Raw genomic sequence first — 26,593 nt, 5'->3', positions numbered from 1 at the left:
TCCTCTTAACTTACTTTTCTAAAATTCCTAACTTGGCTTCTCGATAAGGTACGTGCTAAGCGATGTCCCATTAGACCTGCTAAAATGGCTAGAATAATATCTTTTGGAAGTGGAACTACCATCCATAACCATGCCATCTTATAGGTAAATCCATCTGGTGCTGAAGCCCATACTTTATAAGCAGCATACATCCAGTTCGTACCAAAAACATAATTGATTGCCATCCCTACAAGTGCTGCCAAAACAAATACCCCAGCTGTTTTCTTCATCTTTTCCACTATGTATCCGGTTGCAAATGCTGTGAAAATAAACGAAACAATAAAACCAAATGTAGGGCTGATGAGTTGTCCAAATCCTGCCCCAAATTTTGCAAATACCGGAACGCCTGCCAATCCAACAAATGCATAAACCATCATTGCAATGGCTCCCAATCGACTGCCAAGTACCACTCCTGCTAAAATAGCAAAAAATGTTTGCAACGTGATGGGGACTCCCCCCACGACCATGAATGGAGCAATCGATGTAATGTTAGCCCCAACAGCCATTAGAGCAACAAACATTGCCGCTGCCGTTAGATCAGTTGTTCTAAGTTTCATAACCTTCCCCCTAAAATATTCTATAAATTAAGAATAATTGGTTCATTTATTTATGTCAACCTTAAATATCAAAAGGTTTACATATTGATATTCTTTCTTTGACCCATCATCTCTATCTAAAACCACAATTTCCCCTAAATAATTCATACTTTCTGAAACGTTCAGTATCTGCCCTCACTTAAACAGCAACAAAATTTACCTGTTTTCATACTATAGAGTAGGTATTTGACTAGATGAATGGCTAGTTTATTAAAGGAGATGCAAAGGGATATGACGATTAGAAAGGCAACCTATGAGGAGACTCAAAGTATCTTAAATTATCATTTGGAGGTATTAAAAGAGGCCACAATGGGTTACGTTAAGCCGAGCCGCGAAAAAGCGATTGAAATGATGACTCCTTTTTTAAATGGCGGCGGTTATTACCTTGTTCGCGTTAAAAATAATGCCATCCAAGGATGGGTTGGATTAGGTCGAGTCATCGATCAAAATACGGATGAAGTGGTCGGTTTTATCAATGAAATGTATGTGCTCCCACCCTATCGCAAACAAGGGGCAGCTGAAAAATTATGTAAAGCGGCTTTCATACAATTACGTGGAGAGGGTCATAAAAAAGTCCAATTAAATGTGTATGCTGGAAACCATGCGAAATATCTCTATGAAAAGCTCGGGTTTAATGATGTATCAACTTTAATGACAAAAAACTTAAATTAACGGTTCTCACTCATGTTATGAACTGCTTTCTATTTTTAATAAATAGGTCATCAGAAGTAACTGATGACCTTCGGTGATATTTTATAACTCAAAAGGTATCAGATACTTAATCTGTTTACCTCCTTCATCGTTGTTAACCTCATAAGGGAATCAGACACTTTATCTGTTTACCTCCACCATCGTTGTTAACCTCATAAGGGAATCAGATGCCTCATCTGATTACCTCCAAGGTGGTTTTTCAACGCATAAGGGAATCAGTTACTATATCTGATGACCTCCAGATAAATTTTTTTATTGAAAAAGTCATCAGTTACCTGATCAGATAACATTAGATGAATTTTTCACTCTATTATTCTATGCTTTAAAGTGTTGCACAATGGTTCCTTTACCTTTTTCTACTTCTACTACTCCATATGCGCCATTCACAAAGGTGATTTGTGGGGGAACATGACCGCAATCAATGTCATAAACAATTGGGATTTGGAGCTCGTTATATAAATCTTGATAAACATCTTCAATGGTATAGTTTTCTACTGATTCATTGGCAGGGCTTCGGCCAAACATGATACATGATGTATTCTCAAACCAGCCTGCTAATTTCATTTGTACTAAAGATCTTCGTAAATCAGTCGTTTTCAATTCACAATTTTCTAGATACCACATGATAGGTTCATCATTGATAAAATTTTCCCTAAAATTCTGTACATCTCCATACGAAGTACCAATTATATGCCTGATGATGTCAATACATCCTCCAAGCAGCCGGCCTTCTGCCTTAACCTTATCTCCAGAAACAGTTTTCCAATCAGTTGTTTCCGTTAAGTGAAACACACATGGAGATGGATGATCATGCTGCCATATCTTTTGATATTTTGCGGAAGAATACTGCGTAATGGATGCACCTGCTTCCGTAGATAATACACTTTTCCACATGGCAGTGGTCTCATCGCAGTATTCCCCTCTTAAATCGATTAAGTTAGTACCATGAGCAGTTGCTATACCAGCCTTTAAGGTAATGGCGAGCAATAATAAGCTTGTGTCCGAGTAACCCAAAACCCACTTGTCTGTCAAAGTATCAAAATCTATCCCATCTAGAATCTCAATGAGCAGCTCGCCACCCCAAGGTGGAATGATTAGATCAATAGCTTCATCCTGCATCATTCCATTAAACTCTTGGGCTCGCTTCATCGCAGGCGAAGATTTTGCTTTGTCCTGGGTCCAAACTGTATCCCCACAAATGACACGAAACCCTTGCCCTTCTAATCGGCTGCAAGAAAGTTTAACCAAATCATACAATTCAGGTTCCACACCCGAAGAAGGTGCTGTTACTCCAATCGTTGCCTTTTTTTCTAAAAACGGATATGTAATCAATTACAAATCATCCCCATCCTTAAGTAGAATTCTTTATCCATATTCTACTATTTATTAAAAGGCTTTGTTAAATAGTATTGTTGTTTTTCAGGCAAAAAATATGGGAACGTCTGATTTGGACGTTCCCGTTCTTATTCCGTTAAAGCACCCGTTAATGAAATAAGGTAATTTATTTATTATAATCTTACCAGTGTACTTGAAGTTTATTACCATTTGGGTCATAAAAGTGGAAAAAGGCATGACCATTATCTTCTTTTATATCCTCGACCTTAACTTGATTATCAATTAAGTGTTGATGAAATTTAGATAATTCTGGACTTGTAAAGCCAATGCTAAATTCTTGTTCATTATCAATTGTAAAATGTGCAAATGTTTCATCTTCGGTAGGAACTAAGATAAGTAAGAAAGGTCCTTCATTTACTTTTAAAATTGCAAGTTCCTCAGTATTGTTTAGTAACTGGAGCCCTAATACATCTCTATACCATTGTGCAGACAGTTCTAAATCTTTTACAGGAATTCTAATATAATGTACTTGTTCAATAAATGATTTACTCATCGCCTTCTCTCCTTTATTTAATCCGGTATATCAAATAGTTCCCTTTCTATATACCTTTTTCCTTCCGATTATTGAATTAACCTGCCCTTTAACGGAACAATAAACTTCCTATTATTCGGAAAATTCCGATAACCTTAGTTTATCATAAGTTATGTTAACTGAGAAAGAACAACTGTCTAAAACCATTTTGGTTATCGTAAAGTTATCTTTTATATGTTTGATGGTGTCTAAGAATTGGAACCAGCTCAAATAATGGTCTAGATATTTAGTCGCTACACCATTAAAACGCTCCATCCAGCTCTTTAAACGGCTGTGATAACTATTTACATTCTGGATATGATAAATCCCTTTAACTCGCTCCCTACCATTTGCTTTAAAGCGATGATGCTCAATTCCTTTTTCTTTGGCATAAGTCATAAACGCCCGCCAAGCATCCGTACATAGAACATTTTGAATTGATAGCTTGGAACCTAACGCTTCGTCCAAACTCTTTTTTATAATCCGCCCTTTTCCAATTGTTCTGGAAAACGTTCTCTTTTGGCGGTCTCTAGCTACAAGAACGCATACTTGGTCCTTGCTTATTCATCTAAACTCTGAACTCCCACCGCGTAACCTTGGTTTTCGTCCTTGGATATTCCGTTTTCCTTTCTCGGAATAGAGAAAATAGGTTTCATCCATTTCTACGATGCCTTCAAAAAGTTCAAAATCCATCTGCTTTAATGCAGTTAGAATTTTATGCCTCCAATAAAAAAGCGTCACATAATGAGCACCAATGAGTTTAGCTGATTTTCGAAGGGAATACCCCTCAATCATACATTCGATAAACTGAAGCCATTTACTCGGCATATGTGTTCTGTGAAGAGGAGTGTTCGTCATATCTGTAAATGTTTTACAGCACTCTTTGCAGCGGTATCTTTGGCGTTCAATGGTATTGATTGTAGTTTTAACTTGGTATTTACCGAAACGAATGACGTTAGTGGATTGACAATGAGTGCAGGTGTAGCCGTCTTTGTGTTTCTGTTCTGATACATCTTTGAATACAGACTCTGTTTCTGCTGCACTCCCTAATGAGTTTGTAAAGAACTCCTTAAATCGCTGCTGGTCTCTTCGGCTAAGATTTCTGATTTGGTTAATTATGTCAGCTAACACCATTAAAACTCACTCGCTCTCGGTAATTTTAGTCCACCCATTATAGAACAACCGTTCGAGAAAATCAAATAACAACATTATTCTTTAACAAAGCCTATTAAAAAAAGGGACTACTAATTTAATTTGTAGGATTCTTTATGAAAAGACGCCATATATTTTAGACAATCTTCCCCTTTTAATGGTGTGGCTGGCCTACCATTCAGGTACAGAACCATTGCCATGTAGTGCTGCGGCCCCCATTTATAACAATGCTTATAATCATCTAACAGGTGAAATCCGCATTTTTCCCAGAAATGAATTCTTGCTTGATTTTGTGGTGTTTCATCACATTCCACCTCAACCAAGATTCTTTTGTATTGAGACTGAGAATATGCCCATACATTTATGTAATCAAAAAAGTCCTTTCCCACTCCATGACCACGCAAATCCTTTCGAACGGCCAAATAATCCAGCAGCAGGACACTTGAGTCAGGCAATGAACCTGTCAGCGCCATCGCGAGAACCTCATCGTTTTCCATTAACACATGAAGTGCAGTAAGACCCCCGGCAAACATATTGCGAATTATCTTTTCTGGCTTGGTTGCATGCTCGCCGAAAGCAACATTATAGATATTTCTTGTCTTTTGCCAAAGGCCTTCATCCCATTTTTTGGTTGTTATAAATTCCATTGTCTTGTTCCTTTGTTTTGAAATTTTATGATCTTTTTAACATTCTACTAGCAAGATGGGGCTGTCTCTCTATATACCATTGGAAAAACCAAATAGAGGTCGCAATCCAAAAACCGCTGGCAAGATAGCCTCCTATGATGTCGCTAGGATAGTGTACTCCTAAATAAATCCTGCTAACGCCAATCATAAAGACTACAAACGTGCTAAAAAGTAGTAAGAGGCTCCTGCCTGTTCGATTAAAGATATGGCGCCAAAGCAAGAAGGTAAGGATTCCATATACGGTTAAAGCATTCATAGCATGACCACTCGGGAAGCTGTATCCACCTATATCAATCAGTCGATGTAAATCTGGACGTGCTCGCTGAAATATTTCTTTCAAGACATGGTTTAGTAAGGGTGAACCGGCAACAACAACAATAAATAATAGTAATTCATGACGGTGGTGCAGCACTTTGTAAAGAAAGAATAGAATCAGAAGACATATGATGACCACGGCTAGTGTTGAACCAATCATAGTAAAAAACTCCATGATCCTTGTCAGAAAAGGTGACTCTTGTGATTGAACGGCACTAATAACAGCATGATCAAAATCAACGATTTTCTCCGCTCTTACCAGCATAGCCACTACACTAAAGGCCAAAAGAGCGACCAAACTTATTAAAAATGCGCGCGTAAGCTGAAACTTTACATTCATCTTGTTTATCCCCTTTTCTTGGATAAACATATAATTTCCCATACACCACAATCCTACTATAACCACACAAAAAAAACAGGTACCAAATATACAAGAAAAGCTGCATAAACAGCAATCTATTGTATATTTGGTGCCTGTCACCGATAAGCAAATTTTTCAGAAATGGATGTTTCTTGTTTTAGTTGCATGATTTGTTGTGTTTTGATTTCGTTTTTTCTGCTCATTTCAAAGAGTTTTAATTGCTCTGCGCTTATGTTTCCTTCTATAAGGGCTTTGGTTAGGAGTGGTGCTAGGATATGAGCGTCTTTCATTCCACAATTGATTCCAACTGCACCGGTAGGGGTCATGGTATGAGCAGCATCCCCTATGAGAATTAATCCGTTCTCTACCCATGTTTCGCTGCGAGAGCTTTGTACTTTTAAACAAACAAGGTCCTTCCAAGAAGTAAGGTGCTCAGTGACACTTTCTTCAAGTTCTGGAAAACTTTCAATCAATGGTTCAAGAAAAGGTTGTAAGGAACCTTTCCGTAATTCTGCAAATGAACCCTCTGGTATATTCCAGCCAATTTGGATGAGACCTCCAGTTTGAGTAAACAATGCGAGCTGATGACCATTTACAAGGACCATTCTCGTTGTTGGCTCCCATCCCGCTGGAGCAGGAATTTTTGCCCACAATACATCGTACCCATGAGTCATTTCGATTGTCGGTATCTTTGCCAGCTTTCGTACAGTTGAATAACGACCATCTGCTCCAATTGTTACCTTACTAGAGATGTGGATTTCTTCCCCATTCTGTATTGCCATCACACCCGTATAGAAACCTTTCTCATCCTGAATTAATTCTTTAACGGTCGTGTTAAATAATAATTGGAAATTTTGATTTCCCTCAGATTCTTGGATGATTGCCGATAGTAAATGTGCTTGCGGTACATGGATTCCAACATGGTCTTCATGGGCACCAGGCGTAATACTGTTCACGATATTTCTTCCAGAGAAGTATTCTACCTTTTTCATTTTAAGAATTCCGAGCTCTTCTATTTTATTAAATAAATGATGTTCTTTTAAGATTGCTTCTGTTTCACCGTTAATATGCTCGCCTCTGAATTGTCTGTTAACCCCAGCAGAACGTTCTATAATAATGGTTAATATTCCGTTTTTAGCTAATAAATGTCCGAGTAATGTCCCCGCAGGTCCGCCGCCAACGATACAAACATCTGCTTGTAAGTTCATGGTTAGCCACCTTCTAAGTTATTTTATATTATGTTTTTAATCTATATTTCAACGATGTGTTCAGCTTCAAAAAAGTTTCTCGATAAGAAAAAAAGTTAAGTATAGAGTAACAAAATAATAAGTAATGGTCAATTCATTTCTTTTATAAATAGAGGAATGTACCTACTTTTAAATGATAATAAATACCCATAATGATAAATTCTATATTTTGTAAATTTTTTTAATAATGTGTAAACAATAATTCATTAAGATTGAAGTTTTTTAAAGAAGCGGTTAAAAAATGTTAAGAAATCGAAAATTCAATCTATTTTTCATCCAAAGCTTGTATGATAAGCCTGTATTATAAATCATGCAAACAATCAAGGAGGATTTTAAGATGAAAAATTTCAAAACATGGTTAGTTGCTTTGATGTCAGCATTGATGTTACTTGGAGTTGCCACTGGGTGTAGTAATACAACAAATACGGATGATCCAGAAACCGAAGAATCGGAACAAAATGAAGAAGGTACTGATGAAGGTACTGAAGATACAGAAGAATAAGTATAGATATTGTAATTATGCAGCATAAAACAAGGCGGCGCCTGCCGTCTTGTTTTTTTCCATTAATCGTTTATTTATGTCGTACCTGTATACCAGAATGAATATTTACCTTAATACTACTTTTATTTTCTCTGACACTTTTAAGCCTATCTCTTAAAGAAGATACAATGATTGAGCTGCCTAACCAGAACAGAAGTCCTAATACGATACTTAAAGCCCAGTTGCCACTGACTTGTAATACCGTCCATACGGTTGCTACACAAACAACGCCACCAATCATTCCAAACACAGAGCCATTTGCAATTTTGGCAGCCTTTTTTGAACCAGAAGCAATTCCCATCATTAACACTGCTGTGATCATTACGGCTGGAAAGGCAGCAAAGATTCCAGCAAGGATTTTCCATGGAGATAAGACCGTTATCAAATAGCTGATCATCACGGCTGCTCCTCCGAGAGTAAAGCGAATAAGTAAATCTTTATACATAACTAGCACCCTTTCCCCTTAGTATGTAGTAATAATAACCACAGCCATTGAAACGACTAGCCAAAATCCCATAGCCTGTGCGAGACCGCGTTTCCATCCTTGTCTTGGCAAAAGATAGCCAGCCAATATCGCTACAAGTATATTGATTCCCATTCCGACAATCGCACCTTTTGATAATAAAATCGAATGAGAAACTAATTCCTCTCCACTAAAGTCCAAACCGACTGTTAATAAAGCAGCCAAGTATACAGCAGGGAAAGCAGCAAATATGCCCCCAGCTTTTTCACCTAAATTTCTGGCAACAAGTGTCGAAACAACTACCGCTGCTCCTCCTAAAAGAAATCTAATCAGTAAGGCACTTATGGATAAATCTGCCACTGCAATTCACCTCTGAAATTTATTCTTAGCTTATCAAGCTTCATATTATATAATGTGAAGTTTTTCACATAACTAAGTTAATATGTTTATTCTAACTCATTTTTTCTACTTTTCGTGTGAACATTCCGTTACTTTTTTTAAAGCGTTACCATACTAAAGTTAAGGGAATTTATCAAAAGAAAAAAACCCTGTATTCGGGTTTTCGATAAAATATATGCTTTAATAACCTTTTTTTATATCAACTATATTCTTAAGAGGCTTATTTTCTTCAATATTCTTAAGTGTCTCCAGAAAACAAGCTGCCCCCTCATTTGGGGTGGTAACTGCCGATATATGAGGCGTAATTAGAATTCTAGGATGACTCCAAAAGGGGTTGTTTTCAGGCAGTGGCTCTTGTGCAAAGACATCGAGGACTGCAAAGCTAACATGATTGACAGATAATGCCTGGAGTAAGTTTTCTTCATCTACCGAAGCACCTCGACCGACGTTAATAAATCCTGCATTTGATAAATGGCTAAAGATTCGTTCGTTAAAAACTTTTTCAGTTTTTTCCGTCAGTGGTAAGGTATTGATGATATAGTTCATTTCACTTAAACGGGAAAGATGAGAATCCAGTTTCATGACTTTTTTAAAATAGGCTTTTTCCTGCCCGCTTAAGGAAACCCCGTAGACATCAACCCCTAATCCTGAAAAAACTTTCGCAATCATTTGACCGATTTCGCCTGTACCATAAACAAGAACTTTTTGATTACCAACTAATCTTGGCGTTTGCTGCTTCCAATTTTTTTGCCCCTGTTGTTCTTGGAAGACATCATGAAATTGTAAATCCTTTAGGATGTAGCTTAAACAATACTCTGCAATCCTTTGTCCAAAAGAACAAATCGTTCTTGTTAATAAAACTGCTTCATTCCAGTCTTTCTTATATAAAAAACGGTCAACTCCTGCTCCAAGGGAATGTACCCATTTTACATGGCTGTAATCATAGTCAGCTTTAAGGTTAAATGAAACAAGTGCGTCTGCCCAGCTTAAATCATTTTGTGTCAACCCATCCTCAGGAATAAAACGAAAATTCTTTTGCGGGACTTCCTTTTCTATTAATGTTTGAAGTTCTTTATACATGGGACTGACTACTAAAATAGTTGAAATGTTCATTCCTTACCCTCTTCTTATAAATTCAAAATGACTCACCCTTTTGGTATGTCGAGTGCTTGATAAGCAGCCTGATATTTTCCCCCATCGGCAACTTCTGAATGGTACAAAGCCTTCAGGGCAAAGTTTTTTTCTAATTGGTGCTCATCGATCAATTCTTTCAAATGCTTCTGTAGGTCTTTATTTTCTTTAACTAACTGTTTCATTTGAGTTTTAAAATACTTCATTGGTAGACCTCTCCTCTATTTATTATAAAAATAAGGACGATTATTTTAAAATAAATCGTCCTTCTAAGACACAATTACTTTAAAGCCATGCTAACCTTCAGTTTTTTCCCTTTGACGGTTGTATTCTCCATAGCCTGAATCACTAATGAGCCTTTACCATTAAGGATGTCAACATAGGTTAAATTGTCCTGAATGGTGATAATACCAATATCGTCGGCGGTAACTCCAGGAATATTTGAAATCGTACCGACGAAATCAACTGCGCGAAGCTTTTTCTTTTTACCTCCGCTAAAGTGTAGCTTGGTGATATCCTTATTGATTCGAGCTGTTTTATTATTTCTTACCACTCTTCTGCCACTTAGTTTTTCCTCAAATGCTGCTTTTCCACTTGACACTTCATCCTGCATTGGGGCGTCCATCACAGGAATTTCAAAGCCGATATATCTTTCAATCGCCTTAAGGAATTTCCCCTCATATGGAGTTGTGAAGGTAATCGCTTTTCCTTTATTACCGGCTCTTCCTGTTCTGCCAGTTCGGTGAACATAGCCCTCTTTTTCCATTGGAACATCGTAATTAATAATCAAAGTTACATTATCAATATCGATTCCCCTCGCTGCCACATCTGTTGCCACCAGATATCGAAAATTTCCCGCTTTAAAACCATCCATAACCGCGAACCGATCCTCTTGTTCTAGACCACCGTGAAGTCTTTCACAGGAATAATTAGCTTTTTCCAATTCAGTATAGACATTCTCGACATTTTCTTTGGTTCGGCAAAAAATAATGCAGCTATCTGGATTTTCAACAACTGTTACATCTTTAAGTAGTGATATCTTGTCATCTTCCTTTACTTCAATGACAGCATGTTCAATCGTATTTGTAGTTACACCAGTGGACGCTATCTCAATATGGATGGGATCTTTCATGTATTGATGACAGAGGTTTTCCACATCCTTCGGTAAGGTAGCTGAAAAAACCATCGTTACTCTGTTTTCTGGGAGTTCTTTTATGATGGATTCCACCTCATCGATAAAGCCCATATTTAGCATTTCATCCGCTTCATCAATGATCAAAAATTTGATTTTATCTAATTCAAGAGTTCCCCTTTCGATGTGGTCCATCGTACGACCGGGAGTTCCCACGACGACATGCGTTTTTTGCTTTAATTCATCCTTTTGCTTTGAAAAAGGTTCTTTCCCATAAACCGCCATTGCTTTAATCCGCTTAAATCGGCCTATATTCGTTACATCTTCCCGTACTTGCACGGCTAGCTCCCGGGTTGGTGTAAGAATTAGCGTTTGCGGCTTTTTTTCCTCCCAATCCATCATTTCACTTATAGGAATCGCAAACGAAGCCGTTTTACCGGAGCCTGTTTGAGATTTAACAACCAAATCTTGTTTTTCCAATGCCTTTGGGATAACCTCTTTTTGCACTTCTGTAGGCTGATCGTATTTTAACACAGCCAGTGCCCTTGTTATTTCCTCGCTTAAACGATAATCCTCAAAATTCTTTTCACTCATGTATTAACCTCATTTTTTTATATTATCCAACTTCTATATAGGATTTCTCTCAAAGAAATATCATATGCAAAATCTGAATAGGTTCATTATACTTGAAAACAAGACTAGCGAGAATTATTTTTAGTTCTCTGTTGCACAACAGCTTTACAAGACAAAATAGAAACGCTACAGTAAATTTAGAACAAATAGGTAATTTGGCGGTTATTTTCTAAAAAAATCAGAAATATCAAAAATTCAGTCTGTAAATCTGTTATAATGGAAATATCCTGTTCTAAGGATAGTATAAATTATGTAACAGACAGCATGATAATCAACTGTAGGCTCTTTTTTATTTAAACCATATTTCATTATAGGAGGTTATCTATGTATAAAATCAAAGATAAGGAAAAATTATTCATTTACACTGGTCCTGATGGCTCTGGGCGAAAAACGGTTGCCAAGATGGTCGCAACAGCGTTTGATATGGAAACGGTCCTTTCCTACACAACACGGCCTCCCCGTCATTATGAACAAGATGGTGTAGATTATCATTTTATTACGGAAGAAGCCTTCCAAAAAATGAAAAACAACCAGGAATTTATTGAAACAGTTGATATCGATGGAATTCATTATGGAATTCGTGAAGAAGATATTGTCAAAGCATTTGAACATCATAATCTTGTCTACTTAACGTTAAACCCAGAAGGTACTGAAAAATTAAAAGAGATGTATGGTGACCGCGTCATGCGCTTTTTCGTCTTCGCTAACCGTGATACGATAATCAAGCGACACAAAGCACGTAACGACAAGGAAGAAGATATCCAAAGGCATTTATCCCATTATGATGAAATTATGACCTATAAAAGTAACTGTGAGCATGTCTTTGAAAACTATGATTCACCTCAGGTTTCTTTTCAGGTAAGTGAAGTCATTGAAGCTTTTCTCGATCAAAACAGAATTGTTACTGATTATTAATTAATTCCAAAAAAAAAGGACCATTTACTGGATATTTATCCTTTAATGGTCCTTTTTTAATATACAATCGCTTTGCTACCATTTCTGTGCCATTCATAATATATATTAGATCAATACAGATAACAGCTTGAAATTGTCATTTAATGCGTGTATAATTAAGTGTTGAAAACATTATTTAGGGGGAACTCTTTTTGTCGATCGAAGTAGGCAGCAAAGTACAAGGTAAAGTAACGGGTATTACTAATTTTGGAGCGTTTGTAGAATTACCTGGTGGCACAACTGGTCTTGTGCATATCAGTGAAGTAGCAGATAGCTATGTAAAAGACGTGAATGATCATCTTAAAGTAGGAGACCAGGTTGAAGTAAAGGTTATAAGTGAGAAAGACGGAAAAACTGCCTTGTCTATTAAAAAAGCTATTGATAAGCCAGAAGGTCAAACTTCTTCTTATTCCCAGCGTCCACAACGTCAAGGTAGAGATAATAGGCAATCAAAAGACTTCCGGTCAAAAGGCGGTAATTTTAAGCCAAAAGAAAACTTTGAAGATAAAGTGGCTAAATTCTTAAAAGCGAGCGAAGAAAATTTATCCAGCTTAAAACGCAACACCGAAACGAAACGTGGCGGCAGAGGCGGAAGACGCGGATAATTATAGATAAAGAAAGGCAAGCCCACTGCGTCTTGCCTTCTTTTATTTGGTTAGAATTCTGATTTCAGCTTACTTCCTACTTCCCAATGAATTTTCGCGATTTCTGTAACAATGACTAGAATACAGAGGATATTATGAAAAATTTTTTTCAAGGCTAGGAGTTTACGTTGCTTGTCCATAAATATAACAATTCAAAAGAAGTTAATTTAATGGATTATGGGTATTTTCCATAAAAATTTCCTCCTAATATTCATGCATAATATTTTCCAGTATAGGAGGAAATTATTTATGGTTTTGAGAATGGACGAATGGACCCGAGGATTAGAAACAGTAGGTACTAAATGCGGTGTGGCTTACACAGTGATTTTATTAATGGATTTATTAATAGCTTGCCTAAATGCCCAAATGATGTCTGTTAAAATATCAGTTTCCACCTTTATTTCCTTTATATCCCAGTAAAATTCATTTTTTCGATGGTAATAAAATTCCCCTTCTGGTGATTTCATAATCGTCAGGATTCCTGTTGGACATTCTGTTTCCATTGAAAGAAAATGTTTTTCTCCATTCCAATTGGCAAAGACTTCGAAAGTTTTCAGAAAGCCATGGACTTCCTCTTTACTCTTAAGCACTTTATTCACCCCTTTTTTATTATAAAAAGAAATACAAGTTAATTATTACTTTGATAAGACAAATGCTCCTGAAACAGATTAATAGTGTGATTCTGATTATATGCAACGAAACAGGCAGGTTACAACTATTTTGTTAGTAAGACAAACAAAAAATATTCTTAGACCTATCTTTTGTCCCCTCCGTAACTTTTGCGTCCAAACAACAACTCTTATTAAAGAATAAATTAATTTATTGAATACGCAGTGGAGGGATTTTAAAGATGACAGAGGAAAACGATTTGCCACTAAAAGTAAGATTAGAAGCCATCGAGTTAGAGGAAAATCAGGGCGGTGACCTAATGTTAAAAGACTATGTTTATTATGTTCTGTTAGGTGTAGTCTTTCCTGGGTTACTGTTAATTTGGGGCTGGTATTAAGTGTCTGGTCAAAATCATCACGAAACGGAAAGCGCCTTTCCATTACTGCCCCATGAACGAGTTTGGCGCTCTAGGGATTTAATGCTAGTGTCAATCAGTACTTCCGTTGCTACTTGGTGTTTTTTAATGGGTGGATTTGTAGGTTATTATTTAAATGCAAAAATGGGAATTGCCGCATTGATTGCAGGTTCCATGATTGGCATGCTGTTAATATCACTTGCCGTCATTCCAGCCTCAGCAAAATACGGTATCGAAAGTGTCACCTCCACCAAGCCTTTCTTTGGTAACCGCGGCTGGGTCCTCGCTTTAATTCTTCAGTATTTATCAGTGATTGGTTGGAATTCCATCCTGCTTATATTCTTTGCTAAATCAGCCACTCGGATGTTAGTGGTTACGGGAGTCATTGATGAATCCATGAGTTCACTCGCCATATCCTCCCTGTCCATCCTAGCAGTCTTCACGATATGGCTACTCTTGAAACGGGGTGCTAATGCCGTTAAGAATTTATCAGCCATATTAGCTATTCTGATTATTTTAGTTGGTATTTGGATTTTTTATATGATTGTAAAAAACTTTGGTTTTCAAGCAATTATCGAGGCAAAGCCCCTATCACCATCAAGTGACCTAATCTGGAATTACGCTACAGGTATTGAAGTCGGGATCGTTAGCCTTATGTCCTGGTGGCCATATGTGGGCGGAATCATAAGGATTTCTCCTAAAACAAGTCAAACAACGATTCCTTCCATGCTGGGATTAGGCTTTCCAGTAGCATTAATGAGTATCATTGGCTTGCTTTCCGTTTTGTTAATCGGTGATCCAGATCCAACAAGCTGGATGGTGGAATTAGGTGGAGTGATGTATGGAAGCTTTGCCCTATCCTTTATTGCATTTGCCAACTTTGGTTCGGCTGTTATTGGTGTTTATATTTCATGTATTGGGCTGCGAAATCTAGAAACCATTAGAAATAATTCTTGGAATATGACCACTATGGCTGCTTTAATTCCAGTAGGATTAGTGGCAGTTTTTATTCCAGAATTATTTTTTTCAAAGTTTGGTAATTTCTTAGCATTTCTAGGTGTAATTTTCGCCCCTTTAGTTGGAATTCAAATTATTGATTATTTTGTTTTTCGAAAAAAACAGCTGAATATCAAAGATTTATATAATTCAAGTTCAAACTCGGTCTATACCTTCTGGAAGGGGTGGAATCCCGCGAGTATTTTTGCATTGTTGGCTGGTTTTATAACTTATTTCTATTTATTAAACCCGTTAACCTATGAGTCCCGCTTTCCCTACCAGTTTTTAACTGCAACCTTTCCAACCATGGCGATTGGTGCTGCTGTATATTGGTTCATCACGCGATTTGTCATTATTCCATTAGGATGGGGAGGTTACCCGAAAGTCAGAAAAAAAGATTCTCATTAATTTCTAATAATTTTATCATCATCCTCTAACCACTATCGTGGACAATGGAAAAAATAAAACGTTTCCATTTTATAGATTAGGGAGATGTTAAAATGAGTGTTGTGATTGGTTATGTTTCAGATTACTTTTCAATCGTAATGACAGATACCCGAATTACTTATGGAAAATTTGCGGAAATGGGATGGGATGACCATCATGAAAAGCTAGTCTCGCTGCCAAATATGGGGTGGGCGACTGGAGTAGGTGTATTTGACTTTATTCTTAAATTTAATAAAAACCTAGCAAAGACGAAAGTGGCCACCGTGAAAATCATTGAAGATTTATTTGAGAAAACCCTTGAACAAGAAAAATATAAAAATGTAAACTTGAAAGAACACTTTGACTCAACGGTTATCACCTACTCTTGGGTGGACAAAGGAGTAAATAAAAGTAAGTTCCATGTTGGCTTATTAAACAAAGAACACTTTGGTAACAGACTCGTAGAATTAGACAATCATCATATTACCATATTGTATCCATACAATTATTTAGATGATTTAAACAAGGTAGACAATATCGAAAAGAGATTCAACATGTATAGAGAATTTGATGGTAATTTCGGAAAGCTCCTTCAACATTTGCTTCAAATTTTTGCCGAAATCTCAGCAAACTCCTTCGGTGTCAGTAGAATCTGTGATATTGGTATTCAAGTTTTCTTAGATCATGATTTATATAAATTTCAACTTAAGGAAGATGTAATTCCGCTGATTAAAGCTGCAGAGGATGGCACTAGTTTAAATAAGTTATCTGTTGTGAATTGATAGAAAATCAGTATTGTTACGGTAATTTGTGGGCTCCTGATTTAGGGGGCACTATCCCTGCATAATTGTTACCGTATTTGGTGGGGTCTCTTAGTTTAGGGGAACAATCCATTGTTTAACAAACTATTTAAGGCTGTCCCAAAGGCTATTGAATCATTAGCCTTTGGAACAGCCTTATAATTTCTCTTATTTCTTATTCAACTCATCCAATAGTGGAAAAAGCTCTTCTAAGTGTTCAATTTCATAGGTTGGAATGACTTCATTTCTTTCCTTATTATGACGGTTAATCCAAACAGATTTGATTCTTGCTGAATTTGCACCTAGAATATCTGTCATTAGGTTGTCCCCTACCATAAGAACCTCGTCCTTGTCTAGTGACATGAGTGATAACGCATGCTCAAATATTGTAGGGTCGGGCTTCCCTCTACCAAACGCACCGGAAACGACAATCTGATCAAAATACGGAACTAGCTCTGGTGTAATGGATAGCTTCGTATGCTGCAGATCTGGTGAACCATTCGTTAATAGAAGCAGTTGATACTTCCCTTTTAATGAATCTAGGATGTTAAAGGTTTCTTCGTAAACAAACGGCAGGTTCCTGCGTTCTTGTGGGAACCTTTCGGCCAGTTCGTGACCAAATGTTGGGTTATCGACACCCAATGCCTTTAGCCCGGCAGTCCACGCCTCTTTTCGATAGCCAGGAACAATCTCTTTCATTTTCCTAAATTCATCGTGATCATCTAAAAAATTCCCCCATAGGCCTTCGAAGGGATTAATCCCTATCATTTGAGTAAACTTATAGGTCTCATAGGAAGAGTATAGATTTCTAGCAGACTCGCGAACTGCCTCTTCTAGTTCATTTGCGTCTACACCATACCGTTCTTCTGCTGCCTTACAGGTTGCAACAAATGCTTCCTTTATACTTTTTTGATCCCAAAGCAGTGTATCATCTAAATCAAAAAATATCGCTTTTATCATTTCCTTTAGCCTCACCTTTCACCTAAATAATATTTAACTAGTTTACCATTTTTAGAAATAAAAGAATATTCAATGTCGAAAAAAAATAAAAAATCTCCACCCAAACGACCGAGGAATACATAGGAGGAGATTAATAAAGTTCTACTATCCTACTGGTTTATTCTTTCGTGCAACTAAAAAGCCCGAGCAAATAATCTGCTGCTTGAAGAAGATGTTTCCGGCTGGATGGCGGCCTAATGGGCTATGGAAAATAGTGTACATTTACTGCGCGCACTTTTAAATGAAAATATTTCCACATATTCTTTTTTTACATCTCATAAAATGGACAAGGAAGGCTAGTCCGAAGAGGGGGAATGAATATGGAAGGAATTACTATACATTTGAGGGTCCATTTCAACTATATATCATGAAGAAGCTATTAACCTATTTATGTTTACTATTTGGAGCTACCTTGCAAGGAGTATCAATGTCTTTATTTTTATTTCCACATTCTATCCCATCTGGCGGGGCAGCTGGACTTGCCATCCTCATCAATCATTGGTTCCATATATCCCTTGGATTTTCATTGTGGCTGGCTAATATTGTCTTTTTACTTTTCGCCCTGCCCTATTTTGGTTTTACCTGGACCCTTCGGACGATTATTTCCGTTGCAATTACTTCCATGACTGTGGGCTATATAACCTCCCAGTTTCCTCACATTCACCTAAATATCTTCTTCTGCATTGTGGCTGGAAGTATTGGTTTTGGGGTCGGGGTTGGTCTATTGATTCGGGCCGGGGCCTCTAGCGGCGGGATGGTCATCCCAGCATTAATGATTGCCAACTACAAGCATTGGAGCCCGGGAAAAGTAATGATGGGGATTAACTTTTTCATTTTTGTATTAACCGCCCTCGTAATTGATTATAAAATTGTTCTATATGCGATTGTTTGCCAATTTATTTCAACGAATATTATTGATTATATTTATGAGTTTAAATTCCATCGAATAAGCTATTTATCCGCAGCTTGGAGAAAAAGATAAGAAGATCCATTATAGAATCTTCTTATCCTTTAAATAAGCTGTAATTTTCTCCACCGATTCCTCAATCGTCATGTTATCTGTCTCTATGACAATCTCAGGGCGGCTCGGCATTTCATATGGAGAAGATATTCCGGTAAACTCAGGAATCTCGCCTTTCCTCGCTTTTTTATATAACCCTTTTGGATCCCTATTTTCACAAACTTGGATCGGGCATTTCAAAAAGATTTCGATAAACTCCTCTGCTTCAAACATGTCACGAACTAGCTTTCTATCCTCTCGAAAAGGTGAAATAAAGGCAGATAAAACAATTTGCCCACTGTCGACAAATAACTTTGCGACTTCCCCAATTCTGCGAATATTTTCTTTCCGGTCTGCAGCATCAAAACTCAAATCAGAATTTAAACCATGGCGAATATTATCACCATCTAATACATAACTTCTTAAACCAGTTTGAAACAAGGCATGATCTACGGCAGTGGCTAAAGTGGATTTCCCTGAACCTGACAGTCCGGTAAACCAAAGGACGCAGCTCTTGTGTCCATTTAAAAGGTGGCGATTCTTTTTGGTAACGCTTGAATGATGCCAAGTAAGATGATTACCTTTTTTCATTTCCTACACCCTTTGGTATTTCGTAGGTATACACTTCTTTCATACCTTGAATAAGAATTTCCACTACTTCCGGCCGGCTGAATTCTTTTGGCGGCATCTCTCCATTTTTCAACATGCCTCTCACCTTTGTTCCGGATAAAATGACATGATCCCTTGAATCGTGTGGACAAGTTTTTTTAGATGCCATATTTTCACACTTATTACAATAAAAACTATGTTCAAAGAAAAGAGGTTTAATTCCTAGTTCATCTTCTTCAAATGCAGTAAATATTTTTTGCGCATCATAAGTTCCATAATAATTTCCTACTCCTGCATGATCTCTTCCGACAATAAAATGTGTACACCCAAAATTTTTTCGAACTATTGCATGGAAAATGGCTTCTCGAGGACCCGCATAACGCATGGCAGCAGGGAAAACAGATAAGAAGACCCGGTCCTTTGGATAATAATTTTCAAGTAACGCTTGATAGCTTTTCATTCTGATGTCACTTGGGATATCATCTGGTTTAGTCTCACCTACGAGCGGATTCAAAAAAAGACCATCAACGGTCTCTAATGCCGTTTTTTGGATATATTCATGTGCGCGGTGAACTGGATTTCGCGTTTGAAATCCCACTACCGTCTTCCAGCCTAGATGATTAAATTGGTCTCTCGTTTGAATCGGATCCAAATAATAACTTTCAAACATACTCTTTTTACGCTTTGATACCATGGTAATTGGACCCGCAATATAAAGTCCATTTCTGTTGAACATTTTTTTAACACCTGGGTGATTCATGTCGTTTGTTTTATAAACCATATTTGCTTCTAGTATTTTATCTGGAATATAGATTTCCTCCAGATTCATTACACCATAAACAATTCCATCTTGAATCAAGTTAATTGTTTCCCCAACCTTCAATTCCATTGCTTTGTTTTTATCTATAGCTAAAGTAATGGGAATGGACCAGGGAAGTCCATTTGAAAGACGCATATTTTGAACAACACTTTCATAATCGGCTTTCCTCATGAAGCCTTCTAGCGGGCTATACGCGCCATTTGCGATTAGTTCTAAATCACTTATTTCTAAATTATCAAGCAAGACAAAAGGACGCGATAAATCTATGGCTTCATCTAAGTTAATTCGATTTATCAATTTGCCGCCATGTGGTACGCTTTTACTCACGATATTCCCTCCTTTACCGCCTAAATCAGCAATTTTTTTTTCTAAAAAATAAACTTAAGACTCATGAAGTCCGCATTCTGTTTTTGATTGTCCAGCCCATCGTCCAGCACGAGAATCTCCATTGTCTGAAACAGCCTTGGTACAGGGGGCACAGCCAATACTTGGATAACCTTTGTCATGTAGTGGGTTATAGGGCAGCTTGTTTAAATCAATGTAGGTCATAATATCCTCTGAGGTCCAATGAATAAGGGGGCAAATTTTTACCTTCTGGAATTTATCATCTTTATTAAGGTATTGGGTATTCCTTCTAGTGAGCGATTGCTCCCGCCTTAAACCGGAGATCCATGCCTTTACTTCACCTAAGGCTTCCTTAAGTGGAACCACCTTTCTCATATGGCAGCATAGATTTGGGTTATGCTTCCAAAGCTCTTCCCCATACCATTTCTCCTGATCCTTCAAGGAATGCTGCGGTTTAATCATTTCTATTTTAAGGGAAGAATATCGTTTTTTTACTTTTTCAATTAATTCATATGTCTCTGAAAAATGGAGCTCTGTATCCAGAAAGATAATTTTTGCACTTTTATTTACCTTGGAAATTAAATCAATTAACACTATACCTTCTGCACCAAAGCTGCAGGCATAAACAATATCATCGTCATATTCACGATAAGCCCATTTTATGACATCCAAAAAATCTGGCCGGGTATTCATAAAAGAGACTATCTTACCTTCATCCCACTTGTCATATGTTAACATTTCAGACAATCCTCAGCCCTCCATTTCTCTTTTAATCCGAGGAATTCACTACCAAGGTGTGGCATGAATTGTTCAATACCTCTATCTTATTCATATTGTTTATATGGCCGCATTGGGCGTATGAAAGCAATGCTCGAATCCAAGAACCATGACCGAACACTAAAATAGTTGAAAACTCCTTATATTTAACTAAAAACTGTACAATTCGGTCTTCAAAATTCTTTAAACTTTCACCTAATACCAATTCTTTTGGATTTTCAAACCATGTATCTCCATACCTATCAATCATTTTTGCCTTTGGGATACCTTCAAATGGCCCGAAATCTAGTTCGTCCAACAATCCCTCTGTTTCGCATTTATATCCATAAAGTTGAGCGGTTTGGTGGGTCCGTTTTAATGTACTTGCCAAAACGAGGTCAAAGGGAGACAATTCTTCAAGTACGTTTTGATTCCTGGCTATTCCCTTGACTACCTCTTCTGAAACTTGAGAAATAACTATATCCCTCCTGCCTTGAAGCAGGGTTTTTCTATTCCATTCTGTTGGAAGGTGTCTAATTAAAGTAATTTGCATCCATCTTCCTCCAAATAAAAGGTTTCGCTCCTTAGACCATAACGCTGGGTTTCTAACACTAATACATCTTGAAGCTTCACATTTCCTAAATTTACATTCGTTCCAACTTCGTTAATAAAATACATTTGTTGCATAGGTGTAGGGGCTTCAAAAATGATTTTCTTGCTATCTAAATCCTTAAGTAACTCTTGAATTAAATTTGAGTTTATTGAGCCGCTTTTGTCATAAATGCCAGAAGTACCCGAATCCCTTCCTTCCGTTATTACATAGGCACAGCCTGCATGAAATAAAAGGTTTATTTCTTCCTTCCACTCCGAAATCGGGATTTCCTTATTGGTATCTTTTGACCCCACCTCTGCTATAACATGGAAATCCTGCTTGATTTGTCTAATTAGTTGGAGGCGTTCTTGTAGAGGAATATCCAGCGTTCCGTTTGATATTTCAATCCATTCAATACCTAAATTTCGTAAATACGTTAAATATTCAGGAATTTTATTTTGATAAAAGCACTTTTCAAACAAGGTTCCACCACAATAAGGTTTGATTTGATATTGCTTATATAGTTCAATTTTTTCCTCTATATTTCGTGTCACATAAGCAGAACCTATTCCAATCTTGGCGATATCAATGAGATAGCCATAATCAGATAAAATATTTTTCAACTCACCTATCGGGGTTCCGAAATCGATCACCGAGGTCAAACCATATGTTCTATTTCCTGACGTCCTTTCTGGCAGTGTTAAAAAATCCATAGAAGAAGCGCCTCCTCTTTTTGTCTAGGATAGATTATTCAAAATATGGGTGAATGTGTAGATATTAGGCTTTATTAATAGAAATTAGGCTACTGCCCTTGTATAAACTCTTCCGTCACTTCAAACACTAAAGAAGCTATTCTCACAGTTAGGGGTGTACGCTCATTGCCAAAGAAAAAACATAATGGTTTGACAATATTTGCAATCGGTTCAATCCCTCTCATCCTTGTGTTAGGAAACTCGATGCTGATTCCCGTTCTTCCGAAGATGAAATCTGAACTTGATATTTCTCAATTCCAAGTTAGTTTAGTCATATCAGCATTTTCGATTGCAGCTGCCATTTCTATACCTGTATTAGGATATTTGTCCGACCGGTTTTCACGAAAGGCGATTATTGTCCCTTCTCTCATCCTATATGGAAGCGGGGGTCTTTTAGCAGGTGCTGCAGCAGCTTGGTTTGACAATTCCTATACCTGGATTCTTGCTGGAAGAATCATGCAAGGAATGGGGGCTGCAGGAACCGCTCCCATTGCTATGGCACTGACGGGTGATTTATTTAAAGGCGGAGAACAAAGTAAGGTCTTAGGCTTAGTAGAAGCTTCTAATGGATTTGGAAAAGTGATCAGTCCTATTATTGGTTCCCTGCTCGCCTTACTCTTTTGGTATGCGGCATTTTTCGCTTTTCCGATTTTCTGTGCTATTTCTTGTTTGTTAACCATCTTTTTCATTAAAGAAAAAAAATCAAAAAAGGAACCGCCGCCTGTTGGAAAATATGTTAAAGGGCTCGTTTCTGTTTTTAAAACAGAAGGACGGTGGTTATTTGCAGCCTATTTAACTGGGGCTACCTGCTTATTCACCCTATTTGGTATTTTATTTTACATTTCAGATATATTGGAAAAAGATTATCAAATTGATGGATTATTAAAAGGTTGTATTTTAGCCATCCCGCTCTTAGTTATGACCATCTCATCCTATATAACCGGAAGTAAAATCGGTAAAAAGATGAAGCTCATGAAAACACTCATCATCTTAGGATTATTATTAATGACCGCTTCCTTTGCGTCGTTAATTTTCTTTACGAAATTAGTTCCTTTTTTTGCTGTCCTAGCCGTTAGTAGTATTGGTACTGGACTAGTTCTACCATGTATTAATAGCTTTATTACTGGTTCTGTTCCAACCGACCGAAGGGGTTTTGTAACCTCCCTATATGGATCGGTAAGATTTTTAGGGGTTGCGATTGGTCCCCCCGTGTTTGGTTCCTTAATGGCATGGTCACGCTCGGGAATGTTTTTAGTAACAGCTGGGTTAACCTTGTTAAGCGCTATACTTTGCATGATTCTTATACATGTGGCAAAACCAAAACCATCCGAAGAAAATGAAAATGACTCGCTTTTTGAAAAATTGCAATTTACCTAAGAAATACGCTGGACTAAAGGAGTAGATCCAATTGCAAATTTATTTTTCTCCCGAAGTGATAACTCCTCATTATCAAGTATTAAATGTTGTGAATTCAAACAACAAAGCTGTAGGGAACGTAGCATTTCTATTCGATGAAAAGAAGCTGTATGTCTATGGAATCTTAGAGGATGAAGAAGTCGGTGCTGATTTCAAAGATTTAGTAACACCATATATAAAGGGAATGGCTAAAGCAAAAGAAGGATTAGATATTCTCTCTTGTTTATACGTTGGCTGTAAGAAAATTAAGCTAAAAGAAGATGAAGAAGAGAAAGAATAGCTAAAGCAAGCGGGAGGGTACTATAGGTGCCCTCCTTTAAATTTGGGTTTAGGCGGTAGTAACAAGGCATTTAACCACTTCATAACTTATTGGTAGGAGTTTTAGACAAATATGGAGTGTGGGCCTAATGAGTATTGGTATCATTCTAATGGGGCTATTTATTGGTTTTATGGTTGGTTTGACAGGTGTTGGCGGGGCAGCACTTTTAACACCGATATTAATATTATTGGGGTTTAGTCCGTCAATTGCGGTAGGAACAGACCTGATTTATAATTCTATTACCAAGCTTTTTGGTTCCTTTCAACATTGGCGGCAAAAGACCATAAACCTTACATTGGTAAAATATCTTGCAATCGGAAGTATTCCAAGCGCCATATGTGCAGTTGGGGTTCTTCATCTATTCGATTCTTTTTTTCATAACCAAGAACAGGTAATAAAGCATGCATTGGGGTATGTTTTAATATTGGTAGCATTGACTACTTTAATTAAAACGTTCGCGAAAAGTAAATTAGAAGAGAACCCGCTCCAAAAAAAGCCCCTTCATGAAAAACGAACGTTAACGATTTTGATTGGCGTGATTTTAGGCTTCATAGTTGGTTTGACTTCAATAGGTTCGGGTTCACTGTTCGCTTTAGCGATGCTTTATCTGTACAGAATGAGTCCTTCAGAGCTTGTTGGAACAGATATTGCTCATGCATTTTTATTGGTGACCGCCGCAGGATTCATGCATGCTGGAATAGGCAATGTTGATTATTTTTTAGTTTTAAACCTACTAATGGGTTCTATTCCAGGTGTCTTAATAGGGAGCAATCTATCATCGAAATTTCCTGCAAAACCATTAAGAACCATTATGGCTATCATGATTTTTATAAGCGGGCTTAAACTTATTTAGGAGAACACGGGAACAACGTGTTTTCTTTTTTTATAAGAATGAAAAACCTGTCCTTCTCCTAGAAATCCAAACATATACTTATGGAAGAAATGGTAAGTTCAGGAGGTCATTATGTTTATAATAATTGAAAAAGTAGTACTAGGAATGGCTTTTTTACGATTAATATCTGGAAGTATTGAAATATTTGCAGCCATTCTAATGATCAAATTTAATACCGTAGAAAAGGCCCTTATGGTTAACTCTTCACTCGCACTTATTGGTCCTATAATATTAGTTTTAACTACCTCTATTGGGTTAATAGGAATCGTTGAAAAAATATCAGTCATGAAATTCGTCTGGATCGCCCTTGGAGTTAGTTTTATCTTTATCGGTGTGAAATCATCATAAACATTCTTTAAACCTTACATAAAAAACCTATCACCAAGGGTGAAAGGCTTTTTTCCTTTCACCTAAGTGAAAGGCCTTTTTCTTTTCACCTAAGTGAATGGCTTTTTAACTTATTGTCGAGTTCTATCCTGTACATTTAATATCCTTGCCCGCGTATTTTTTAGAGGAATCGGTGTTCTCGCAAGCATAATCCGAAAATCCCGTGGATGAAACGGAATAAATGGGTATAAATAGGGAGTATTCATACTCTTTGTTCTCACAAGCAATATCAGCCACAACGTAATTCCGATGGCAAGACCTGGTACCTTAAGGAGTGCGACCATAATCAAAAAAAATACGCGGAATAGTCGATTGGCAAGACTTAATTCATAACTAGGTGTTGCGAAAGTACCAATTGCTGCAACTGCGACGTAAAGAACCACTTCATGTGTGAAAATCCCTACCTTTACTGCTACATCCCCAATAATAATCGCTGAAACGATACCAAGTGCTGTCGCGAGTGCATTTGGGGTATGAATGGCAGCCATTCGCAAGATCTCAATCCCCACTTCCGCTATGAGAAACTGCCAGATTAACCCAATCTCTCCAGGTTCTTTGAGCCCAATAAACTTCCACCGATCCGAAAGTAATTGCTCATTTGTGGCATATGTATACCAAAAAGGTAAAAGAAATAATGAAGCCAGAACCGCAATGAACCGAGCCCATCGTAAAAAGACCCCAACGATTGGTTTTTGGCGATATTCTTCAGCATGCTGCAGATGATGCCAATAGGTAGATGGGCAAATCATTACACTAGGTGACCCATCCACTACAATGAGCACATGACCTTCCATTAAATGAACCGCACTCGTATCGGCTCTTTCTGTGTAGCGTACTAGTGGATAGGGATTATAATTTCGCCCGAATACAAATTCCTCAATGGTTTTTTCCCCCATTGAGACACCATCAACCGATATTTTCTCAAGCTTATTTCTTAACATTTCTACATGGTCAACATCGACAAGGCTATCAATATAAACTAAAGCTATATCCGTTTTTGAACGTTGACCTACCTGAATATATTCATTGACGAGAGACCGGTCGCGTACACGTCTTCGAATTAATGCCAGATTAAAAACAATCGTTTCTACAAAACCATCGCGCGGACCTCGGACCACACGTTCAATATCCGGTTCTTGAGGAGAACGAATCGGATATTCCCGTGCATCAATCAGAATAACTTGCTCACAGCCTTCGACCACTATTACAGTCTGACCTGCAAGTACTTGAGCAATAGCTTCTTCTAAATCGTCTGATGTATTAACCTCTATATGAGGAATGAAGGTTTTGAAAAGCTTTTCGATTGGATTGTCTGCAAAATCCTCTGGTTTGCGCTTCTCAATTTCCTTCATGATTAACAGCAGGATATTGGCTGTAGCAAAACCATCAATTTGGAACATCCCAAACTTTAGTCCACCAAACTCTAAAGGACGATGGATGACATCAAAGCTTTTGCCAATCCGTAGTTCTTTTATTAAATAATCAATATTATCTTCAAACTTTTCTTTAACTGGAATTTGCGTTCCCTTTTTTCCCAAACTTGCCAACTC

31 protein-coding genes and 1 pseudogene are annotated in these 26,593 nt (G+C 37.5%); 12 read left to right on the top strand and 20 right to left on the bottom strand.

What is annotated here, in order from left to right:
• Nucleotides 1-5: 5 nt before the first annotated feature.
• On the bottom strand, nucleotides 6-596 hold the full coding sequence (locus J2Y03_RS15640) for a biotin transporter BioY (protein WP_310195576.1): 591 nt from the start codon (nucleotides 594-596) through the stop codon (nucleotides 6-8).
• Nucleotides 597-866: 270 nt separating this feature from the next.
• On the opposite strand from J2Y03_RS15640, the gene J2Y03_RS15635 reads away from it, so the two are divergent.
• On the top strand, nucleotides 867-1,307 hold the full coding sequence (locus tag J2Y03_RS15635) for a GNAT family N-acetyltransferase (protein ID WP_310195574.1): 441 nt from the start codon (nucleotides 867-869) through the stop codon (nucleotides 1,305-1,307).
• A 354-nt stretch (nucleotides 1,308-1,661) separates the two neighbouring features.
• Here J2Y03_RS15635 and J2Y03_RS15630 read toward each other — a convergent pair whose 3' ends face one another.
• The 6 genes and pseudogenes from J2Y03_RS15630 to J2Y03_RS15605 all read right to left on the bottom strand — a co-directional run bounded on the left by J2Y03_RS15630 (nucleotide 1,662) and on the right by J2Y03_RS15605 (nucleotide 6,974).
• Nucleotides 1,662-2,678 (bottom strand): S66 family peptidase, encoded by a 1,017-nt coding sequence (locus J2Y03_RS15630; protein WP_310195572.1) that lies wholly within the window; start codon nucleotides 2,676-2,678, stop codon nucleotides 1,662-1,664.
• A gap of 184 nt (nucleotides 2,679-2,862) precedes the next feature.
• The gene (locus J2Y03_RS15625; RefSeq protein ID WP_045516608.1) at nucleotides 2,863-3,234 is read right to left on the bottom strand and encodes a VOC family protein; all 372 of its coding nucleotides are present in this window, start codon (nucleotides 3,232-3,234) and stop codon (nucleotides 2,863-2,865) included.
• A gap of 111 nt (nucleotides 3,235-3,345) precedes the next feature.
• Nucleotides 3,346-4,386, bottom strand: a pseudogene (locus J2Y03_RS15620) (IS1595 family transposase).
• Between the two features lie 110 nt (nucleotides 4,387-4,496).
• Nucleotides 4,497-5,051 (bottom strand): GNAT family N-acetyltransferase, encoded by a 555-nt coding sequence (locus J2Y03_RS15615; protein WP_310195568.1) that lies wholly within the window; start codon nucleotides 5,049-5,051, stop codon nucleotides 4,497-4,499.
• Nucleotides 5,052-5,076: 25 nt separating this feature from the next.
• Nucleotides 5,077-5,745, bottom strand: coding sequence for a phosphatase PAP2 family protein (locus J2Y03_RS15610; protein WP_310195566.1), 669 nt, complete (start codon nucleotides 5,743-5,745; stop codon nucleotides 5,077-5,079).
• 137 nt (nucleotides 5,746-5,882) lie between these two features.
• Nucleotides 5,883-6,974 carry an FAD-dependent monooxygenase gene (locus J2Y03_RS15605; protein WP_310195564.1) on the bottom strand — a complete coding sequence of 364 codons (1,092 nt, stop codon included), beginning with the start codon at nucleotides 6,972-6,974 and terminating at the stop codon, nucleotides 5,883-5,885.
• Between the two features lie 376 nt (nucleotides 6,975-7,350).
• Between J2Y03_RS15605 and J2Y03_RS15600 the strand changes: the two genes are divergently transcribed.
• Nucleotides 7,351-7,515, top strand: a complete 165-nt coding sequence (locus tag J2Y03_RS15600; protein WP_310195562.1) for a hypothetical protein — start codon at nucleotides 7,351-7,353, stop codon at nucleotides 7,513-7,515.
• 70 nt (nucleotides 7,516-7,585) lie between these two features.
• Here J2Y03_RS15600 and J2Y03_RS15595 read toward each other — a convergent pair whose 3' ends face one another.
• From J2Y03_RS15595 to J2Y03_RS15575, 5 genes are all read right to left on the bottom strand, one after another.
• Nucleotides 7,586-7,999, bottom strand: a complete 414-nt coding sequence (locus J2Y03_RS15595; RefSeq protein WP_310195560.1) for a DUF3147 family protein — start codon at nucleotides 7,997-7,999, stop codon at nucleotides 7,586-7,588.
• An 18-nt stretch (nucleotides 8,000-8,017) separates the two neighbouring features.
• Nucleotides 8,018-8,377, bottom strand: a complete 360-nt coding sequence (locus J2Y03_RS15590; RefSeq protein WP_165903033.1) for a DUF3147 family protein — start codon at nucleotides 8,375-8,377, stop codon at nucleotides 8,018-8,020.
• Between the two features lie 219 nt (nucleotides 8,378-8,596).
• The gene (locus J2Y03_RS15585) at nucleotides 8,597-9,529 is read right to left on the bottom strand and encodes a D-2-hydroxyacid dehydrogenase (RefSeq protein ID WP_310195558.1); all 933 of its coding nucleotides are present in this window, start codon (nucleotides 9,527-9,529) and stop codon (nucleotides 8,597-8,599) included.
• Nucleotides 9,530-9,561: 32 nt separating this feature from the next.
• Nucleotides 9,562-9,753 carry a hypothetical protein gene (locus J2Y03_RS15580; RefSeq protein ID WP_132087062.1) on the bottom strand — a complete coding sequence of 64 codons (192 nt, stop codon included), beginning with the start codon at nucleotides 9,751-9,753 and terminating at the stop codon, nucleotides 9,562-9,564.
• Nucleotides 9,754-9,827: 74 nt separating this feature from the next.
• Nucleotides 9,828-11,273 (bottom strand): DEAD/DEAH box helicase, encoded by a 1,446-nt coding sequence (locus J2Y03_RS15575; RefSeq protein WP_310195556.1) that lies wholly within the window; start codon nucleotides 11,271-11,273, stop codon nucleotides 9,828-9,830.
• Nucleotides 11,274-11,636: 363 nt separating this feature from the next.
• Here J2Y03_RS15575 and J2Y03_RS15570 point away from each other — a divergent pair, with 363 nt between their 5' ends.
• Nucleotides 11,637-12,227, top strand: a complete 591-nt coding sequence (locus tag J2Y03_RS15570; RefSeq protein WP_132087068.1) for a guanylate kinase — start codon at nucleotides 11,637-11,639, stop codon at nucleotides 12,225-12,227.
• A 191-nt stretch (nucleotides 12,228-12,418) separates the two neighbouring features.
• Entirely contained in the window at nucleotides 12,419-12,871 is a 453-nt protein-coding gene (locus J2Y03_RS15565) for a S1 domain-containing RNA-binding protein (protein WP_132087071.1), read from the top strand.
• 353 nt (nucleotides 12,872-13,224) lie between these two features.
• Here J2Y03_RS15565 and J2Y03_RS15560 read toward each other — a convergent pair whose 3' ends face one another.
• Nucleotides 13,225-13,500, bottom strand: a complete 276-nt coding sequence (locus J2Y03_RS15560) for a hypothetical protein (RefSeq protein ID WP_132087074.1) — start codon at nucleotides 13,498-13,500, stop codon at nucleotides 13,225-13,227.
• A gap of 260 nt (nucleotides 13,501-13,760) precedes the next feature.
• On the opposite strand from J2Y03_RS15560, the gene J2Y03_RS15555 reads away from it, so the two are divergent.
• The 3 genes from J2Y03_RS15555 to J2Y03_RS15545 all read left to right on the top strand — a co-directional run bounded on the left by J2Y03_RS15555 (nucleotide 13,761) and on the right by J2Y03_RS15545 (nucleotide 16,138).
• Nucleotides 13,761-13,916: a hypothetical protein gene (locus tag J2Y03_RS15555; RefSeq protein WP_310195552.1), complete on the top strand. Its 156-nt coding sequence runs from the start codon at nucleotides 13,761-13,763 to the stop codon at nucleotides 13,914-13,916.
• On the top strand, nucleotides 13,917-15,338 hold the full coding sequence (locus J2Y03_RS15550) for a cytosine permease (RefSeq protein ID WP_310195550.1): 1,422 nt from the start codon (nucleotides 13,917-13,919) through the stop codon (nucleotides 15,336-15,338). It abuts the gene before it with no gap.
• A gap of 92 nt (nucleotides 15,339-15,430) precedes the next feature.
• Nucleotides 15,431-16,138 carry a hypothetical protein gene (locus J2Y03_RS15545; RefSeq protein ID WP_310195548.1) on the top strand — a complete coding sequence of 236 codons (708 nt, stop codon included), beginning with the start codon at nucleotides 15,431-15,433 and terminating at the stop codon, nucleotides 16,136-16,138.
• A gap of 186 nt (nucleotides 16,139-16,324) precedes the next feature.
• On the opposite strand, the gene J2Y03_RS15540 is transcribed toward J2Y03_RS15545, so the two are convergent.
• The gene (locus J2Y03_RS15540) at nucleotides 16,325-17,116 is read right to left on the bottom strand and encodes an HAD family hydrolase (protein ID WP_310195546.1); all 792 of its coding nucleotides are present in this window, start codon (nucleotides 17,114-17,116) and stop codon (nucleotides 16,325-16,327) included.
• Between the two features lie 406 nt (nucleotides 17,117-17,522).
• Between J2Y03_RS15540 and J2Y03_RS15535 the strand changes: the two genes are divergently transcribed.
• Nucleotides 17,523-18,137 (top strand): YitT family protein, encoded by a 615-nt coding sequence (locus J2Y03_RS15535; protein WP_310195545.1) that lies wholly within the window; start codon nucleotides 17,523-17,525, stop codon nucleotides 18,135-18,137.
• A 9-nt stretch (nucleotides 18,138-18,146) separates the two neighbouring features.
• On the opposite strand, the gene cysC is transcribed toward J2Y03_RS15535, so the two are convergent.
• From cysC to J2Y03_RS15510, 5 genes are read right to left on the bottom strand one after another with little or no spacing between them, the layout of a single operon-like run.
• Entirely contained in the window at nucleotides 18,147-18,746 is a 600-nt protein-coding gene (gene cysC, locus J2Y03_RS15530; RefSeq protein ID WP_310195543.1) for an adenylyl-sulfate kinase, read from the bottom strand.
• Nucleotides 18,733-19,911: a sulfate adenylyltransferase gene (sat, locus tag J2Y03_RS15525; RefSeq protein WP_310195542.1), complete on the bottom strand. Its 1,179-nt coding sequence runs from the start codon at nucleotides 19,909-19,911 to the stop codon at nucleotides 18,733-18,735. The genes cysC and sat overlap by 14 nt, the downstream gene beginning before the upstream one ends.
• A gap of 54 nt (nucleotides 19,912-19,965) precedes the next feature.
• The gene (locus tag J2Y03_RS15520; RefSeq protein WP_310195957.1) at nucleotides 19,966-20,667 is read right to left on the bottom strand and encodes a phosphoadenylyl-sulfate reductase; all 702 of its coding nucleotides are present in this window, start codon (nucleotides 20,665-20,667) and stop codon (nucleotides 19,966-19,968) included.
• Nucleotides 20,668-20,698: 31 nt separating this feature from the next.
• Nucleotides 20,699-21,238 carry a histidine phosphatase family protein gene (locus J2Y03_RS15515; protein WP_310195540.1) on the bottom strand — a complete coding sequence of 180 codons (540 nt, stop codon included), beginning with the start codon at nucleotides 21,236-21,238 and terminating at the stop codon, nucleotides 20,699-20,701.
• Nucleotides 21,223-21,990, bottom strand: a complete 768-nt coding sequence (locus tag J2Y03_RS15510; RefSeq protein ID WP_310195538.1) for a phosphosulfolactate synthase — start codon at nucleotides 21,988-21,990, stop codon at nucleotides 21,223-21,225. Before J2Y03_RS15510 ends, J2Y03_RS15515 begins: the two co-directional genes overlap by 16 nt.
• A 165-nt stretch (nucleotides 21,991-22,155) precedes the next feature.
• On the opposite strand from J2Y03_RS15510, the gene J2Y03_RS15505 reads away from it, so the two are divergent.
• From J2Y03_RS15505 to J2Y03_RS15490, 4 genes are all read left to right on the top strand, one after another.
• Complete coding sequence (locus J2Y03_RS15505) at nucleotides 22,156-23,406, top strand: MFS transporter (RefSeq protein WP_132087100.1); 1,251 nt, start codon at nucleotides 22,156-22,158, stop codon at nucleotides 23,404-23,406.
• Between the two features lie 31 nt (nucleotides 23,407-23,437).
• On the top strand, nucleotides 23,438-23,725 hold the full coding sequence (locus J2Y03_RS15500; protein ID WP_132087103.1) for a hypothetical protein: 288 nt from the start codon (nucleotides 23,438-23,440) through the stop codon (nucleotides 23,723-23,725).
• A gap of 127 nt (nucleotides 23,726-23,852) precedes the next feature.
• The gene (locus tag J2Y03_RS15495; protein ID WP_310195536.1) at nucleotides 23,853-24,617 is read left to right on the top strand and encodes a sulfite exporter TauE/SafE family protein; all 765 of its coding nucleotides are present in this window, start codon (nucleotides 23,853-23,855) and stop codon (nucleotides 24,615-24,617) included.
• A 111-nt stretch (nucleotides 24,618-24,728) separates the two neighbouring features.
• Nucleotides 24,729-25,004, top strand: coding sequence for a YqhV family protein (locus tag J2Y03_RS15490; RefSeq protein WP_310195535.1), 276 nt, complete (start codon nucleotides 24,729-24,731; stop codon nucleotides 25,002-25,004).
• Nucleotides 25,005-25,114: 110 nt separating this feature from the next.
• Here the strand turns inward: J2Y03_RS15490 and J2Y03_RS15485 are convergent, their stop codons facing one another.
• Nucleotides 25,115-26,581 (bottom strand): spore germination protein, encoded by a 1,467-nt coding sequence (locus J2Y03_RS15485; RefSeq protein WP_310195534.1) that lies wholly within the window; start codon nucleotides 26,579-26,581, stop codon nucleotides 25,115-25,117.
• Nucleotides 26,582-26,593: the final 12 nt, after the last annotated feature.

Origin of the sequence: Neobacillus niacini (assembly GCF_031457145.1) — a bacterium.
GTDB classification, from domain to species: domain Bacteria; phylum Bacillota; class Bacilli; order Bacillales; family Cytobacillaceae; genus Neobacillus; species Neobacillus niacini_J.
Note: the sequence above shows the minus strand (reverse complement) of the source record. Positions and strands in the feature narration are given on the sequence as shown.

Coding starts and splice junctions, on each gene's coding strand:
- J2Y03_RS15640 (WP_310195576.1), bottom strand. CDS start 596: ATGAAACTTAGAACAACTGATCTAACGGCAGCGGCAATGTTTGTTGCT.
- J2Y03_RS15635 (WP_310195574.1), top strand. CDS start 867: ATGACGATTAGAAAGGCAACCTATGAGGAGACTCAAAGTATCTTAAAT.
- J2Y03_RS15625 (WP_045516608.1), bottom strand. CDS start 3,234: ATGAGTAAATCATTTATTGAACAAGTACATTATATTAGAATTCCTGTA.
- J2Y03_RS15615 (WP_310195568.1), bottom strand. CDS start 5,051: ATGGAATTTATAACAACCAAAAAATGGGATGAAGGCCTTTGGCAAAAG.
- J2Y03_RS15610 (WP_310195566.1), bottom strand. CDS start 5,745: ATGAATGTAAAGTTTCAGCTTACGCGCGCATTTTTAATAAGTTTGGTC.
- J2Y03_RS15605 (WP_310195564.1), bottom strand. CDS start 6,974: ATGAACTTACAAGCAGATGTTTGTATCGTTGGCGGCGGACCTGCGGGG.
- J2Y03_RS15600 (WP_310195562.1), top strand. CDS start 7,351: ATGAAAAATTTCAAAACATGGTTAGTTGCTTTGATGTCAGCATTGATG.
- J2Y03_RS15595 (WP_310195560.1), bottom strand. CDS start 7,999: ATGTATAAAGATTTACTTATTCGCTTTACTCTCGGAGGAGCAGCCGTG.
- J2Y03_RS15585 (WP_310195558.1), bottom strand. CDS start 9,529: ATGAACATTTCAACTATTTTAGTAGTCAGTCCCATGTATAAAGAACTT.
- J2Y03_RS15580 (WP_132087062.1), bottom strand. CDS start 9,753: ATGAAGTATTTTAAAACTCAAATGAAACAGTTAGTTAAAGAAAATAAA.
- J2Y03_RS15575 (WP_310195556.1), bottom strand. CDS start 11,273: ATGAGTGAAAAGAATTTTGAGGATTATCGTTTAAGCGAGGAAATAACA.
- J2Y03_RS15570 (WP_132087068.1), top strand. CDS start 11,637: ATGTATAAAATCAAAGATAAGGAAAAATTATTCATTTACACTGGTCCT.
- J2Y03_RS15555 (WP_310195552.1), top strand. CDS start 13,761: ATGACAGAGGAAAACGATTTGCCACTAAAAGTAAGATTAGAAGCCATC.
- J2Y03_RS15545 (WP_310195548.1), top strand. CDS start 15,431: ATGAGTGTTGTGATTGGTTATGTTTCAGATTACTTTTCAATCGTAATG.
- J2Y03_RS15540 (WP_310195546.1), bottom strand. CDS start 17,116: ATGATAAAAGCGATATTTTTTGATTTAGATGATACACTGCTTTGGGAT.
- J2Y03_RS15535 (WP_310195545.1), top strand. CDS start 17,523: ATGAAGAAGCTATTAACCTATTTATGTTTACTATTTGGAGCTACCTTG.
- cysC (WP_310195543.1), bottom strand. CDS start 18,746: ATGAAAAAAGGTAATCATCTTACTTGGCATCATTCAAGCGTTACCAAA.
- J2Y03_RS15520 (WP_310195957.1), bottom strand. CDS start 20,667: ATGTTAACATATGACAAGTGGGATGAAGGTAAGATAGTCTCTTTTATG.
- J2Y03_RS15515 (WP_310195540.1), bottom strand. CDS start 21,238: ATGCAAATTACTTTAATTAGACACCTTCCAACAGAATGGAATAGAAAA.
- J2Y03_RS15510 (WP_310195538.1), bottom strand. CDS start 21,990: ATGGATTTTTTAACACTGCCAGAAAGGACGTCAGGAAATAGAACATAT.
- J2Y03_RS15495 (WP_310195536.1), top strand. CDS start 23,853: ATGAGTATTGGTATCATTCTAATGGGGCTATTTATTGGTTTTATGGTT.
- J2Y03_RS15490 (WP_310195535.1), top strand. CDS start 24,729: ATGTTTATAATAATTGAAAAAGTAGTACTAGGAATGGCTTTTTTACGA.